At 65.8% G+C, this 14615-nt stretch carries 13 protein-coding genes; 10 read left to right on the top strand and 3 right to left on the bottom strand.

What is annotated here, in order from left to right; genetic code table 11:
• Nucleotides 1-15: 15 nt before the first annotated feature.
• On the bottom strand, nt 16-954 hold the full coding sequence (locus CIK77_RS02705; RefSeq protein ID WP_249268614.1) for a GlxA family transcriptional regulator: 939 nt from the start codon (nt 952-954) through the stop codon (nt 16-18).
• Between the two features lie 336 nt (nt 955-1290).
• On the opposite strand from CIK77_RS02705, the gene CIK77_RS02700 reads away from it, so the two are divergent.
• The 7 genes from CIK77_RS02700 (at nt 1291) to CIK77_RS02670 (ending at nt 9551) form a co-directional block, all read left to right on the top strand.
• Nucleotides 1291-2151, top strand: a complete 861-nt coding sequence (locus CIK77_RS02700; RefSeq protein WP_029153846.1) for an ABC transporter substrate-binding protein — start codon at nt 1291-1293, stop codon at nt 2149-2151.
• Nucleotides 2148-3206: a FecCD family ABC transporter permease gene (locus tag CIK77_RS02695; protein WP_084644361.1), complete on the top strand. Its 1059-nt coding sequence runs from the start codon at nt 2148-2150 to the stop codon at nt 3204-3206. Before CIK77_RS02700 ends, CIK77_RS02695 begins: the two co-directional genes overlap by 4 nt.
• Nucleotides 3203-4000, top strand: a complete 798-nt coding sequence (locus CIK77_RS02690) for an ABC transporter ATP-binding protein (protein ID WP_029153844.1) — start codon at nt 3203-3205, stop codon at nt 3998-4000. The genes CIK77_RS02695 and CIK77_RS02690 overlap by 4 nt, the downstream gene beginning before the upstream one ends.
• Nucleotides 3997-4827: a DJ-1/PfpI family protein gene (locus CIK77_RS02685; RefSeq protein ID WP_086990907.1), complete on the top strand. Its 831-nt coding sequence runs from the start codon at nt 3997-3999 to the stop codon at nt 4825-4827. Before CIK77_RS02690 ends, CIK77_RS02685 begins: the two co-directional genes overlap by 4 nt.
• A gap of 198 nt (nt 4828-5025) precedes the next feature.
• A complete protein-coding gene (locus CIK77_RS18010) occupies nt 5026-5334 on the top strand; it encodes an NUDIX domain-containing protein (protein WP_234988384.1) in 309 nt (102 codons plus the stop codon).
• A gap of 147 nt (nt 5335-5481) precedes the next feature.
• Nucleotides 5482-8988 (top strand): MobF family relaxase, encoded by a 3507-nt coding sequence (gene mobF, locus CIK77_RS02675; RefSeq protein WP_087055262.1) that lies wholly within the window; start codon nt 5482-5484, stop codon nt 8986-8988.
• A gap of 203 nt (nt 8989-9191) precedes the next feature.
• Complete coding sequence (locus tag CIK77_RS02670; RefSeq protein ID WP_087055263.1) at nt 9192-9551, top strand: hypothetical protein; 360 nt, start codon at nt 9192-9194, stop codon at nt 9549-9551.
• A 256-nt stretch (nt 9552-9807) separates the two neighbouring features.
• On the opposite strand, the gene CIK77_RS02665 is transcribed toward CIK77_RS02670, so the two are convergent.
• A complete protein-coding gene (locus tag CIK77_RS02665) occupies nt 9808-10995 on the bottom strand; it encodes a hypothetical protein (protein ID WP_086993036.1) in 1188 nt (395 codons plus the stop codon).
• A gap of 124 nt (nt 10996-11119) precedes the next feature.
• Nucleotides 11120-11692, bottom strand: a complete 573-nt coding sequence (locus CIK77_RS02660; protein WP_170934156.1) for a helix-turn-helix domain-containing protein — start codon at nt 11690-11692, stop codon at nt 11120-11122.
• A 112-nt stretch (nt 11693-11804) separates the two neighbouring features.
• Here CIK77_RS02660 and CIK77_RS02655 point away from each other — a divergent pair, with 112 nt between their 5' ends.
• The 3 genes from CIK77_RS02655 to CIK77_RS02645 all read left to right on the top strand — a co-directional run bounded on the left by CIK77_RS02655 (nt 11805) and on the right by CIK77_RS02645 (nt 14490).
• On the top strand, nt 11805-13247 hold the full coding sequence (locus tag CIK77_RS02655) for an HNH endonuclease signature motif containing protein (RefSeq protein WP_181861388.1): 1443 nt from the start codon (nt 11805-11807) through the stop codon (nt 13245-13247).
• A gap of 221 nt (nt 13248-13468) precedes the next feature.
• Nucleotides 13469-13759 (top strand): PadR family transcriptional regulator, encoded by a 291-nt coding sequence (locus CIK77_RS02650; RefSeq protein ID WP_332841604.1) that lies wholly within the window; start codon nt 13469-13471, stop codon nt 13757-13759.
• Nucleotides 13756-14490, top strand: coding sequence for a hypothetical protein (locus CIK77_RS02645; protein WP_087055266.1), 735 nt, complete (start codon nt 13756-13758; stop codon nt 14488-14490). The genes CIK77_RS02650 and CIK77_RS02645 overlap by 4 nt, the downstream gene beginning before the upstream one ends.
• Nucleotides 14491-14615 lie beyond the last annotated feature (125 nt).

Raw genomic sequence — 14615 nt, 5'->3', positions numbered from 1 at the left:
CATCACGTCGTAGGCTCAAGGTGAAGCAACGCCTGCTCGGGCGTGGGTAAACGCCTTTCGATACTCGCGCGGGCTGGTTCCCGTAGCGCGGCGGAAGTGCTGACGGAAGTTCGCGGGGCTGCCGAGGCCGCACAGGCTGCTGATGTATTCGATGGTCCAGTCGGTGGACTCCAGTAGCTCGCGAGCGTGGTCGATGCGTGCACTGTTGAGCCATCGGATGGGCGTGGCGCCCAGTTCTTCGGTGAATCGCCGCTCGAATGTTCGCCGCGGAATCCTGGCGTGAGCGGCGAGATCGGCGACGGTCAGCGGCTCGTGAAGGCGCCCCAGCGCCCACTCCTGAGTGCGACCGATATCTCCGGAGGCCACCGCGGCCACCGGCCGGCGGATGAACTGGGCCTGTCCCCCGTCGCGATAGGGGGCGGCGACGATGGTGCGGGCGATGTCGTTGGCGACGGCGGCGCCGCGGTCTGATCGCAGGAGGTGCAGGCAGAGATCGATGCCGCTAACGACTCCCGCCGAGGTGAGGACGTCGCCTGAGTCCACGAAGAGCACGCCGGGGTCAATCTCTGCTACGGGATAGCGGCAGGAGAGCTCGTCCGCGTGGCACCAGTGGGTGGTGGCGCGTTTGCCGTCGAGCAATCCTGCTGCGGCGAGAGCGAAAGCGCCGGTGCAGATGGAGGCGATGCGTGCGCCGTTGCCGTGTGCAGCGCGCAGCGCTTCAGCGACGTCGTCCGGCACGCTGTCGAGGAAACCGCGGAAAGCGGGCACGATCACCGTGTCCGCGACGGCGACGGCGTCGAGTCCGAGCTCGACCACGATCGGCCACCCGTGATCCGTCGGCACGAGGCCTGCCTGGCGTCCGCACAGGACGACGTCGTAAGCCAAGTGCGGTGCCCCAAACACGACGAAAGGCATGCATATTTCCAGCGGCATCATGTGCTCCAGCGCGAGCACCGCGATGCGATGCCGCTGCGTGACCGCGGCGGTTTGCGCGTGCGACATGGCGGAAATCTATCCTTCCCGGCGGTTCCTGCCTCTGTTGTCCTGGTGGTTCCTTCGGGACAATTGATATCTCTACAACATGTAGATTCTATCGTTCCGGCCTGTCCGGACGCAGGACAGGACGTCATGACCAGGATTCACAGCGCAACAACCGTCGCAGCAGCCGCTCTCCTCCTCGCCCTCGCAGGATGCTCGGCGTCATCGCCAGCCCCGTCCTCATTGGCGGATGCGGAGACACCATCATCGGAGGCGGGGTATCCCGTGTCGATCGAGAACTGCGGGAGGACGTTGACCTTCGACGCTGCACCCGAGCATGTCGTGAGCCTGTGGCAGGCGCCGACCGAGATGATGCTAGCCCTGGGCCTCGGCGACCATCTCGTCGCCCGGGCCGGCGACTACGCGGCGTACCCCGCCTCGTTGGCGGAAGAGGCGGAAGAGATCCCGTCGATCGGATCGGCCATGGGGTGGCCGTCGAAGGAGGTGCTGCTCAGCGAGGGTGCCGATCTCGTGCTTGGTCAGTCGCTGGAAGGCTACGCGTTCGACACGTCCCAGGGATATGCGTCGGTGGAGCAGATCGAGAATAGCGGAGCACAGGTCTACGGGGCGAATATCTGCGACGCCGACGGTGGGGACGCCATCGCGATGACCCTGGACACCCCCATCGATACGCTGCGCGATCTGGGGGTTATCTTCGGCGTCAGCGACCGGGCAGAAGAGCTCATCGCAGATCTCGAGCAGGACAAGCAGACCGTCATCGACGCCGTCGAAGGAAAAGACACCGTGGAAGTCGCCTTCTACAACGGCGGCGAGGGCCCGCTCATCGTGCTCGCAGGCGGCATCTACGACGACGCCATCGAGACGGCAGGCGGCCGAAACGTGTTCCCTGCGGACTCCGTCTACGTCAGCAAGGAGGACTTCGCCGCTTCAGACGCGGAGGTCGTCCTCGTCGGAACCTTCGAGGGACAGGACTACGACACCCTCCGCGCCTACCTTGAGCAGACATTCCCCGACCTTCCAGCGGTGCAGGCCGGGAATCTCGTGGAGATCCCCGTCGATGACACCGACGCATCCGTGACCGTGATGCGAGGACTGACCGAGATCGCGAACGCCCTGCACTCGGAGCTGGAACTGACGGTTCCCGCGCCGTGACGCGAACCGAATCCGTGATCGGTGCACCGCATCGGCCACGGATCGCTGTCGGCGTGTTCATCCTCGCCTCCGTTGCCGCCCTGATCCTCTCGGTCGGCGTCGGTTCGGTGACGGTGTCGCCGGATCGGATCATTACCGTCATCGCCGATCATCTGTTGCCCTGGACTATCCCGACCTCGGCGACGGACATCGAGACGCGCATCATCTGGGAGTTCCGCCTTCCGCGGGCACTGCTGGGTTTCGTCGTCGGTGCGGCGCTCGCTGTCGCCGGTGCTGTCTTGCAGGCTGTCGTCCGCAACCCGCTCGCCGACCCGTTCGTCTTCGGTGTCTCCTCCGGGGCCTCGGTCGCGGCGGTGGCGACGTTGACGCTCGCGACCGGGGCTCTCGCGGTCGTCTCGGTGCCGATCGCCGCGTTCGCCGGCGCACTGGCGACAACGTTGATCGTCTTCCTCCTCGCGCAGCAGCGCGGGCGAGTGACGCCGAACCGGCTCGTGCTCGCGGGCGTTGCGATGTCCTATCTGCTGAGCTCGATCACCAGCTACCTCGTGCTGCGGGCCAGCTCACCCGGGGAAGGAGTGACGTCCGTGCTCTCCTGGCTCTCCGGTAGCCTCGCCGCCGCGGAATGGGACGGCCTCGGGCTCCCTTCAGCGGTGCTCGTGATCACAATCGCCGTTCTCGTTCTGCTCGCCCGCGTTTTGAACGCGTTTCTCGTCGGAGACGAGACTGCGGCAAGTCTCGGTATCGATGTCGGACGGGTCCGCCTCGTCCTGTTCGTCATCACGTCTCTTCTGGTCGGCGTCGTTGTCGCCGTCAGCGGGGCAATCGGATTCGTGGGCCTTGTCGTGCCCCACGCCATGCGCATGATCGTCGGCTCGGATCACCGCTGGCTGCTTCCCAGCTCTGCTCTAGCGGGAGGCCTGCTGCTGGTCGTGGTGGACATCGTTGCCCGGACCGTCCTCGCCCCGACGGAGCTTCCTGTCGGGCTGCTCACCGCGGCGATCGGAGCACCGTTCTTCCTGTGGCTGCTGCGCCGGTCCGGACGGAGCGCGACATGAATCAGCCAGACCGCACAGTAGGTGCCCGGCTCGACGTTGAAGGTGTGAGCGTGCAGGTCGCCGGACGGCGCATCATCGACCGGGTCTCCCTCACCGCGGACGCAGAGGTGGTCGGGCTCGTCGGACCGAACGGGAGCGGCAAATCCACCCTCCTCAGAACGATCTATCGCATGCTCTCACCGACATCCGGGCGTGTCGTCGCGGACGGAGACGAAGTTTGGCAGATGCGTGCACGAGATGCCGCCCGCATTACCGCAGCTGTCGTTCAGGACGGTCCGACAGATCTCGAGCTCACCGTCGCAGAATGCGTCGCGACCGGCCGGGTGCCCCATGGCCGTCTCCTCGGCGCCGACAGCCGGGACGATCGCGCTGCAATCGAACACGCGATGTCCGTCACGAACGTCACCAACTTCGCAGCGCGACCGGTCGCAACCCTCTCCGGAGGGGAGCGGCAACGGGTGCACCTCGCACGCGCCCTCGCGCAGCAGCCGCGAATCCTCGTGCTCGACGAGCCCACGAACCATCTCGACATCCGACACCAGCTCGAACTCCTCGCCCTCGTCCGCGATCTCCGCATCACCATCCTGGTGACGCTGCACGACCTCAACCTCGCGGCCGCCTACTGCGACCGCATCGCCGTCCTCTCCAACGGCGTCGTCGCTGCCGACGGGACACCCCAGGACGTCTTCACCCCTGAACTGCTGCGTCGCGTCTTCGGGGTCACCGCGGCCACGATCACCAACCCTCTGACCGGCCGCACCCAGCTTGTCTACACCGATAGGAGCACACCATGACCGATACACACGACAACCTCCACCGTGACTGGGACGCCATGCACCACGACCAGCCCTCGATGGCTACAGATGCAACGCGCGACACGGAAGTTCAGGCCGCGTGGGACCGTTCCGTCGCCGCACACGAAGCGCTCGCTGCCCGACCCGGCGTCACCTTCCAGGCAGACGAAGAGATCGTCATCGTCCTGCACCCCGGGTTCGACACCCTCGACGCAATCGGCCCACACTACTTCCTCAGCTCCATGCTCGGCGCAACCATCCATCTCGCCACAACCGGCGAACCCGGAGCGCCAGTCGTTAGTGCGGGCGGGCTCCCGCTGACGCCGACGATCGCGCTGGCAGACGTCGCCGACGCGCCGACCGTGCTCCTCGTACCCGGCGGAGACACCAGTGTCCTGACCAACGACCCTCACGCGATGACCGATATTCGTCGCCTGGGATACGCGGCGCAGGTCGTCGCGAGCGTTTGCACCGGCGCCATCGCCCTCGCCGCCGCCGGCCTCCTCCACGGGAGGCGAGCTACCTCACACTGGTCTGTCCGCCACCTCCTCGCCGGCTATGGGGCAACGCCTATCGACGAGAGAGTCGTCGTCGACGGGAACGTTATGACTGCCGCGGGCGTCACCGCCGGCATGGACCTCGCCTTACGCCTGGTCGGACGTCTTCGAGGTGACGAGTACGCGCAGTTCCTTGAACTCGGAGCGGAGTACGCACCAGAACCACCATTCGGCACAGGCACACCGGGCAAAGCCGGAACTGAACTCACCGCACTCGCGCAAGACTTCTTCGCCACCGTCGAACACGGACTACGCGCACCGGCTACTTAGAACCCTGAAACGCCCTGAAGCCAGAGCCGCCTAACGTCCGTAGAGCGCGCCCATACACCACCGCGAACCCGCTTCTCTGTTGAATGCGCGGAGGCTACAGCGGTCGCCGTAGATAGGGGATGTCAGTAACGCTGTGGTCCCAGGTGATCGGGTTCGCCTAAGCACGGGCCGCAGCGGGAGCTGGCTAAGGTCGAGAGCATGGATGGGATCGTGCTCGCGGTAAGTGCCGTCGTCGTTGACGCACAAGGACGCGTGCTGCTCGTCAAACGTGGTACAGAGCCGGAGAAGGGCTGTTGGTCGGTCCCAGGAGGCAGCGTCGATCCGGGTGAGATGCTGGCGGAATGCGCCGCGCGGGAAGCGTTCGAAGAAACCGGGCTGCACGTCCAGATCATCCGAGAACTGTGGGTGGCAACCGTACCAACCGGCGACGGACATCAGTTCGAGATTCATGATTTCCTGACGACGCCCGCTGGGTCGCGCCCGACGAGCTCCACCGTCTCCCGCTGACCACCGGACTCGTCGGCTATCTGGAACGAGCAGGACTCATCCCGACAACCTGGGCCGCGCCCATAAGTCCAACTCACTCAGCCAGCCCGGACAAGGCACTCCGTCTTCGGCACGGCCTGGCGGAGGGCCGTCGCGTACCTATCGGGTGTGACGGTGTCGATCAGGGTGATGACCGCCGGTGATGGATACCGGTACCTGCTGAACTCCGTCGTCACCGGCGACGGGGACCGTGACGCCGCCTCTGCGTTGACGAGGTACTACCTGGAATCGGGAACACCTCCAGGCGCATGGATCGGGTCTGGACTTGTCGGTCTTTCAGGCGGCGTGACGGCGGGCGCGACGGTGACCGAGGAGCAGTTGCGGCAGTTGATGGGTTACGGGCAGGACCCGAACAACGGCGAGCAATTGGGGCGTCCGTACCGGACGTTCGCAACCGCAACGGAACGGGTCGAGCGTCGTCTCAAGAAACTCTCGGACTCACTCACCGACGAGGAGCGTGCGACCCAGACCACGCTGATCGAGGCCGAAGAAGCGGCAAAGCCGACGGACGCGCCGGTGGCGGGGTTCGATTTGACGTTCTCGGTGCCGAAGTCCGTCTCCACCCTGTGGGCGGTTGCCGACGGTGGCACGCAGGCGCTGATCACCCAGGCCCACCACGCCGCGATCCACGATGTGATCGCCCTGATCGAGCGAGACGTCGCGATGACCCGGATCGGTGCGAAAGGACCGCGGGGCGCAGTAGCCCAGGTCGAAGTACAAGGCGTAATCGCGACTGCATACGACCACTACGACTCCCGTGCGGCGGATCCGCAGCTGCACACGCATGTGGTGGTCGCGAACCGGGTCCAGGCCGTTCATGACGGGAAGTGGCGGACCCTTGACTCTCGCGCGATTCATGCGGCGGTGACGGGGTTGTCGGAGCATTACAACGCGGTCCTCTCCGATCACCTCACAGCGATGCTCGGGGTGGGGTGGGAGGCGCGGGAGCGTGGTGTGGGGCGGTCGACGGCGTGGGAGATCGCCGGTGTGCCGCAGGCGCTGATGGACGCGTTCTCTTCCCGCACCCGTGATATCGAGCAGGTCAAGGACCGCCTCGTCGCCGAGCACGTGGTCAAGCATGGGAGGCAGCCGTCTCCGAAGTTGTTGTGGCAGTTCCGGCAACAGGCCACGTTGGAGACACGGCCTCCGAAGCAGCACCACTCTCTGAGCGACCTAACCGCCCAGTGGCGGGAACGTGCCACCGAGCTGCTCGGGGAGGATGCTCCGACGTGGGCCACAACGCTCCTGTCCAGGAGTGCCGGGGAGCCGTTGTTGCGCGCGGACGACATCCCATTGGGGGATCTCGAGCAGGTTGCCGAGGTGGTGGTGGCGCGGGTGGGTGATCGTCGGGCGACGTGGAAACGATGGAATCTGCATGCGGAGGCTGTCCGGCAGACGATGGGACTCCGGTTCGCGTCTGCGACCGACCGCGACCACATCACTCACCAGATCGTCGACGCCGCAGAACGAGTGTCGCTGCGTCTGACACCGCCGGAGCTCGCGTCGAGCCCGCCGACATTCCGCCGCCCAGACGGGTCCAGTAGGTTCCGCCCGAAGGCCGCGACTGTGTTCTCTTCCGAACAGGTCCTCGCTGCCGAAGACCGTCTCCTGGACGCGTCGAACGACAGGTCTGCGCCGACGGTGCCGCTCATGTGGATTGAGCAGGCCGCGCGGACGAAGAACCGCGACGGGAATGTGTTGTCGCCGGATCAGGAGCGGGCGATCGCGAAGATCGGCGTCTCCGCCCGCACCCTCGACGTATTGGTCGGTCCGGCAGGGACGGGGAAGACGACGACGATGTCTGCGTTGCGGCGGGCGTGGGAGAAACGCCACGGCAGCGGTTCTGTGATCGGTCTGGCACCGTCTGCGGCTGCCGCTGATGTCCTGGCCGGGGATTTGGGGATCTCGACGGAGAACACGGCGAAGTGGCTCCACGAACACCGCCGCGGCAACTGGAACCTCACACCCGGGCAACTCGTCATCATCGATGAAGCCTCCCTCGCAGGAACCCTCGCGCTCGACACCATCGCCACCCACGCCGCCGAGGCCGGCGCGAAGGTACTTCTTGTCGGCGACTGGGCGCAGCTCGCGGCCGTGGATGCGGGTGGGGCGTTCGGAATGGTCGTCCGCGACCGGGACGATGCCCCGGAGCTGACGGATGTGCGCCGCTTCCGCAATGAGTGGGAGAAACACGCCTCCCTCGGCCTGCGCATCGGCGATACCGATGTCATCGACACCTACCTCGACCACGACCGCATCACCCCAGGCGGCTACGAGGACATCCTCGAGCAGGCATACCAGGCATGGCGTGCCGACCTGGCTGCGGGGAAGGCATCGGTGTTGATAGCCGAGACCCTAGACACTGTTTCCGAGCTCAACACCCGCGCCCGCACCGACCGGATCCTCGCAGGCGACGTCGCCCTCGACGGCGTCCGGCTCCATGACGGGAACGAGGCCTCCCGCGGCGACCTCATCATCACAAGACAGAACGACCGCCGACTCGCGCTGGAACGGGGGTGGTTGAAGAACGGCGACCGGTGGACCGTCACCCGCGCCAACGATGACGGATCCCTCACCGTCCGCCGCGCACACTCCAAATGGCGCACCACAATCACTCTCCCTGCCGCGTACGTCACCGAGCACGTCGAGCTGGGGTACGCGATCACGGCTCACCGGGCGCAGGGCTCCACTGTCGATACTGCGCATGCGATCGTGCACTCACCCGAGATGACCCGGGAATCCCTTTACGTCGCGATGACCCGCGGCCGGGAATCCAACCGCGCCTACATCGCGACCGATGAACATCACCTTGAAGATCACCAGCACCGGGACGACCTGCAGATGACCGCCCGGTCCGTGCTCTACGGCATCTTGCAGCATGTCGGTGCGGAGCATTCCGCCCACGAGACCATCACGACTGAGCAGGACATGTGGGGGTCGCTGGCCCAGCTTGCTGCCGAGTACGACACCATCGCCCAAGAAGCGCAGCAGGACCGGTGGGTCACCCTCCTCGAACACGGCGGCCTCACCCCACAGGCGATCGATGAGCTGGTGGAGACGGACTCGTTCGGGATCCTCACCACCGAACTGCGCCGACTCGAAGCCGACGGGCACGACATCAACGACCTCCTCCCACGCATCACCCGCGCCGGAGGCCTCGATGGGGTGGAGGATCTCGGGTCGTTGCTGCGCTACCGGGTCCAGAAAGTCGCCGCCACCTACCAGCCGTCAGCGCGCCGGGTGTCGCTGATCGCCGGCCTCGTCCCGCGTGCGACTGGCATCACCGACCCAGCCATGCGGCAGGCGCTCCAGGAGCGGGAGCAGCTCATGCAGCAACGCCTCGACGCCCTCACCACCACGGCCATCGAACGGCCCGAGCCGTGGATGAGCATCGTCGACGGCCTGGACCCCGACGCACGGGCGACGGCGGTGCGGGTGGTGGCCGCGTATCGGGACCGGTGGGGCATCACCTCCACCAGCCCCCTCGGACCCGTCCCCGACGATGACGCAAAGAGGATCGACTACGAACGCGCCCGAGGGCTCCTCGCCAGCCATCAGCCAGACCAGCAGGACGCATCGCCCGGGGCTCAGCAACGGCGCAGCCGCACCCTGTGAGCACCAACGACCGCCCGGCAAGGGATTGCTCTTCCTTTGCTGCAGGGCCGCCGGTATCCTGATGGTGGCAGGAGCAACCACACGCCGAGCCCCCGGACATTGTTCAGGGGTGACGCAGACCGTTCGAGCAGCATCTCGGGCACTCAACCACTCAGGACCAGCCACACCGCAATAGTCCTGCGTGCGAAAGTGAGGCCCACACCATGCTCCTGAACCGGCTCTGGAACGCCAGCATCCACACCCGCATCTTCCTGCGCCGATGGATGCCCACCAACATCCTCCTCGACCGACTCCGCATCCGTCGCTGCCTGCGGTGGGGTGTTCCAGCGATGCTCCTCGGCGTCGTCTACATCCTGATCGCCGCCACCTGCACCGAGCTCATCGACCAGGGCTGGAGCGAATGGCTCTACCTGGCCTTCTTCTGGGCACTATGGAACGGCCTGAAGTTCCTCCTCTTCGGGCCGTGGAGCCTCATCCTCCTGGCGCAGGTGCGAACGCGGGAAGCGATCGCACGTCGGCGGCAGCATCGACATGCTGCACGCTCCGAACACGCTCCGGTGTGACACGCGCCCATGGCGCGTGGTCGGTCATCGTTCCTGCTCGGCATCGCGCCAGGCCTTGAGACATTGTTAGTCGGCGGACGGCACGTCCTCTTGGGGATCTCGTTCAGATGGCCGGTGTTGATAACGTACTCGTGCATGTCGCGGGTCTCATGAAAGGTCACCAATACCGCTTCCCGATGCGGGAGTGTCTCGTAGATCTCGTGTTGGGCCCGCCAGGGGTGTACCTCGGACGCGCGAATCCGCGCCCGTCGAAAGCTCAGTCACGCCTATCTAGATTGGATGGTTCCTCAAGATCGGTCATAGCGCGGCGTTGGGTGAACGCGACCGCATCGTCACGCATCCTCTGCAGCACGTCCCAGTTGTGGAGCATGTCATCTGCGTCGTGATCGAAGCTCGGCACGAGTTCGCGCATACGGGTGAGGACATCGGTATCGGGCAGCGATTCCAGCCAGGCCCGCACGTCCGCGAATGTTGGAGCGTCGGGCATGTCGGCGATGGTGCCCGTCATGTCCGCTCGTACCGTCGCCGCACTCAGCCGGTCGCGGTTGCGGTCATACGCAGGGACCCGACTCCCTTCGGAGAGCGCCACCCGCAGATCCGGGTGGCCCTGCGATATCTCATGCCACGCCGGGATCTCGGGCTGGGGAGGATCCGTTCCGGTGATGAGCCTCGGGATGGCCTGCGTCCGCACCCAGGCAGCGATCTCGCCCAGCTCGTTCATCAACACCGGCCAGCGAGCGGTTTCCGGCAGGTTGATCCCGACGGTGGGGAACAGCGTCACCGGCACCACCTGGCCCGTGGGAGCCGAGAAGATGACCTCGCCCGGCACGAGCGGTTCCTCAGGCCGCTTCGGTATGTCGCGCGGATGCCGCGGTGTCACGTCTTCGCGAGACACAACAGGGATTCGAACGGCCGTGACCGCCGGGGTGCGGTGCTTCGCGTGATTCGTGTAAGCCACCAGCCGTGCTAACGGATGCGCCTCGGGATCGGTGTACCGGTGAAGTGGCTGGAGATCGTAGATGCGCCGGTTCAGATCCGCACCGCTGCGAAGCGCCGACGGCCCGTTCTTCGCCCGTTTCTGGGTCCACTCCACGAACTTGTCGTAGCTCGACGCAGCAGGCATCTCCACGAGCTTCGCCGCTCTCTCGCTGAGTTCGGCTCCCGCGTCGGCCTCGGCCTCGATGTAGATCGTGTGCTCGATCGCCGCCCGAAGCGCGTTGAGAGCATCAGCGGCCAGCAACGGGATCTTCTGCGGGATCGGCGCCACACTGTCAACCACTAGATGCCGAAGCTGCCCGTCGAGCACTTCTCGGAGGCGAACGACGTCCGAGGACTGGGCCTGGTAGTCAAAGAGCATCTCGCCGACTCTTCCGATCAGCTCGTCGACATGAGCAAGCGTCGCAGCAACCCCGAGGTGCCTATCGGGAAGCCAATGAGCAACCATCACCGCACACCTCCCGACTCTCTCGCTTTTGCTCAATCCTCCCAGAACGCCCTGACATCCCCGATCAAGCCGCTCGGTTCCGCAACCCGCGCCGGAGATGCTCCAAGAACCGTAGGGATGGCGTTCACTGCTTCGAGAGCTTGCGTCCGACGCGACGAGTATTGGGCCTGGACTCGACTTCCGCCCGCTTCAACGCCCGCCACACCATCGAGTGCCCTATACCGAGCTCCCGTGCGATCTCACGCGTCGTCAGCCCCGACTCATAGCCGCGAACCGCGTGCGCAACTTGCTCATCGTCCAACCCCTGACGACGGATCCTGACACCAGCATCCACGAGCAGATCCCGCACCGTTTCCTTACCCAAACGATGCTCACGTGCGATCGAGATCAGCGACGCCCTGGACTCGTACGCCGCGACCATCGCCTGCAACGTCTCGGGGGCGACCGGGGTTCCAGCCGTCTCAATCGGCGTCACCACCGGCCCACGAACATCACTTCGAGGCACAGCTAGACTGGAAACCGACACGCCCTGACCTTCGGAAGATCCGCGTGAAATCAACGATTTCAAGGTGACGAACGAGGATACAGTTTTCTCCCGGTTGGGGCACAGAACGAAGAAGGACCCGACCGGAAGGTCGGGTCCTTCTTCGTGTCTGGTGGGTGAGGCGATCTTCCAACGCAGCATCGACAACGACACGCGGAGCCACTGAGCGTCCCGCGGACGAGCGAGAGATCGTCGCGGCGCGGAGCGATTCGTGCTGATCCGGCCGTCCGGGTGGAATGTCGGTGGTCGGTGGGACGATCTGGGTATGTCATCGAAGCGTCCGCCGGTCTGGTTCCCCACCCAGGAGGAACAGGAGCGGTCGCGTGTGCTGCTGGCTGACATTGAGACTGCGGAGCGGGCTGCTCGTGTGGCGGAGGCGGCCAGGGTGCGGGCGTCGGCGGAGCTGATGCGGATCGCGGTCGCGCAGGGTAAGCGTGCTCTCCGTACTCGGGGGAAGCGGCCGTCGGTGTCGGCGTGTGAGGGGCCGGTGGATGACATGCCGGTCCGTTCGGTTGCGGCGGAGGTCGCGCTGGTGCGGGGCGTGACCCGGTTTCGTGCGAAGGCTGACTTGTCGGATGCGTATCTGCTGCACGAGAGCTTCCCTGCCACGCTCGCTCGTGTCGAGGACGCCACGATCGGGCAGGACAGGGCGCGGGCGGTCGTCGATGCCGGCACCCGACTGACCGGTGAGATCCGTGATGTGTATGAGGAGCGGGTGCTGGAGCTGCTGGACGCGTCCCCGACACGTTCGGTGCCCGGGTTCGCCGCGGACTGTGTGCGTGTGGCTGAGCAGCTCGATCCCCGCGACCCGGAGGAGGAAGCCCGCGCGGCGCGGCGTCGACGGATGGTGTTCACGACGGTGCTGTCGGAGCATCTCGCGGAGTTGCATGTGATCGGTGATGCGACCGCGATCCGCGGGATGGAAGACCGGGTCACCTCGATCGCGAAGACCGTGATGCGCGACACCGACCGCCAGCACCCCGCCGCCGTCACCGGCGCGAGCGAAACGACCCCTGGGGTGGAGGCCGATCCGCGCACGTTCGGGGGAGTCTGCGCGGACGTCGCCGCGGATCTGATCCTCACCGGCACCCCGACCGCGCACCATGTCATGGATGCTTCCGGGAAGAACATCCTCGAGGAGATCCGCGCGACGGTGCAGGTCACGATCCCGGTGCAGGTCCTCGCCGATCTCACCGACGAGCCGGGGCATCTGGCCGGGCATGGCCCGCTCCCCGCCGACATCCTCTGCGCCCTCGCCGACACGGCACCCGTCTGGGAACGCCTCTTCCGCCGCCCTGACACCGGGGCGCTGCTGGCCGCGGACTCCTATAAGCCGACCGTGGAGCAGCGGCGGTTCCTGCAGGCACGGGACGAGCACTGCCGGTTCCCGGGCTGTGACCAGCCGTTCCGACGATGCGACATCGACCACACCACCGACTGGGCCCAAGGCGGCGAAACCACCGTCACCAACCTCGGAGCACTGTGTCGACATCACCACACCCTGCGACATCACACCCCATGGAAAGCGAAACAGACCGCCGCCGGAGTGTATGAATGGACCAGCCCCACCGGGAGGGCCTACCGCGACAAGCCCGAGTCCTCAGTGAGGTTCGTCGACAGCGAAGAACTCGCCAACGGCACCCCCATGCCCGACCTGGCCGACAGACACGACGTACGCGAACGCGACCCCGAGCCCGCACCCTTCTGAGACTCGAGCCAGCAGCCCTGGACTCGCATCCTCGGCGGGGGTCGCGCGGGTGCTCATGCGTTCACCGAAGCGATGACGGCGCGGACTCGGACTTGACAGCACTGACTAGTTAGACACATAGTTTAGTTATGCAGGCAGAGCAATCAGACGCAGTGTCGTCGCCCGGGGAGTGGCCGAGCGACTGGATGCGCGCGACCCTGGGGATGCTCAGCCTCTGCGCCTTGGAGCAGGGCGAATCGTACGGATACGCGATCATCGCCGACCTCGAGGCCAACGGGCTGGGCGCAGTCAAGGGAGGCACGCTGTATCCGATACTCGCCCGCCACGAGTCGGCCGGGTTCGTCACCGTCGAATGGCGCCCGGGCGAGGCAGGTCCCGGCCGCAAATACTTCTCGCTGACCGATCTCGGGCGCAGCGAACTGGAGCGAATGAGAGCACAGTGGCTGCGTTTCGCAGCGAACAGCAACGCCTATCTGAGCAGTGCACGGCCCGTAGGAACGGATATCCCATGAAGACGACGACCGACGATACGTGGATCGAGCAGTTCACCGTCGAACTGCGCCTGCGCCGCGTGCACGGACCGGCCATCGGCGATGCGATCGCCAGCGTCCGAGAACTGCTGTCCGACTCCGGGCAGGGTGCGGAAGAGGCCTTCGGCTCCGCACGGGACTACGCCGCTTCTTTGGACCTTCCCGCCATGAACGCGCGCGAGCACGCGGTCAGGTCGGTGCTCCTTCCTGTGCTGGAGCTCTTCATATTCTTCCTCTTCGTCCTGGCAAGCGTCGCCTGGTTCGATCAGGCGGTCGTTCTGATCTCGGTGCCGCAGCTGATGCTGCTCGCCATTCCTGTGCTTTTGACGCTGATGTTCGCCTTCCCGTTCTATCCGCGTGCCGTCTTCCGGCAGCGCTGGTTGCCGGCGGCCCTCTTCGTCGTCGTCGGGGTGGCGAGCGCCCTGGCAGTACTCGTGGCTCCGACAACAGCATCTGAGGCGTGGCTGATCTTCTCGGCGCTGCCGCCTCTCGTCGGAGCCGCGGCAGTTCTGGTCGTGCTCTCGGTGATCGGCACCATCGCGACCGTTCGGAGCCGTGACGACGGCGAGATCGTCGAGCCGTTGCCTGTGCAGGATGAAGCGAAGCAGGAACAGGGACGGCACCCGTTCCTCATCGTCGTGAACTGGCTCTTCCCGATGCTCGCCGCCGTGGTGTTCGCAATAGCCTGGGCGTTCAGCCTCTTCCCGCACTGACTCTGTCTCCGGAGCCTGCGAAATGTCCCCTGGAGCCCCACCGGGGCGCGCGTATCGCATCACGATGGGGAGGACATCCGGACGCGAGCTGCGCACTCTGCTTCGTTCCAGGTGGGGGTGTGGCG

This window comes from Microbacterium sp. JB110, from assembly GCF_003335195.1.
Taxonomy (GTDB): domain Bacteria; phylum Actinomycetota; class Actinomycetes; order Actinomycetales; family Microbacteriaceae; genus Microbacterium.
The sequence above is the reverse complement of the archived record's forward strand: the minus strand, read 5'-3'. Positions and strand labels throughout refer to the sequence as shown.

Bases quoted from the DNA above. Each gene is read 5' to 3' on its own strand.
- CIK77_RS02645 (WP_087055266.1), top strand. From the start codon at position 13,756: ATGAAGACGACGACCGACGATACGTGGATCGAGCAGTTCACCGTCGAA.
- CIK77_RS02690 (WP_029153844.1), top strand. From the start codon at position 3,203: ATGAATCAGCCAGACCGCACAGTAGGTGCCCGGCTCGACGTTGAAGGT.
- CIK77_RS02665 (WP_086993036.1), bottom strand. From the start codon at position 10,995: ATGGTTGCTCATTGGCTTCCCGATAGGCACCTCGGGGTTGCTGCGACG.
- CIK77_RS02685 (WP_086990907.1), top strand. From the start codon at position 3,997: ATGACCGATACACACGACAACCTCCACCGTGACTGGGACGCCATGCAC.
- CIK77_RS02655 (WP_181861388.1), top strand. From the start codon at position 11,805: ATGTCATCGAAGCGTCCGCCGGTCTGGTTCCCCACCCAGGAGGAACAG.
- CIK77_RS18010 (WP_234988384.1), top strand. From the start codon at position 5,026: ATGGATGGGATCGTGCTCGCGGTAAGTGCCGTCGTCGTTGACGCACAA.
- CIK77_RS02670 (WP_087055263.1), top strand. From the start codon at position 9,192: ATGCTCCTGAACCGGCTCTGGAACGCCAGCATCCACACCCGCATCTTC.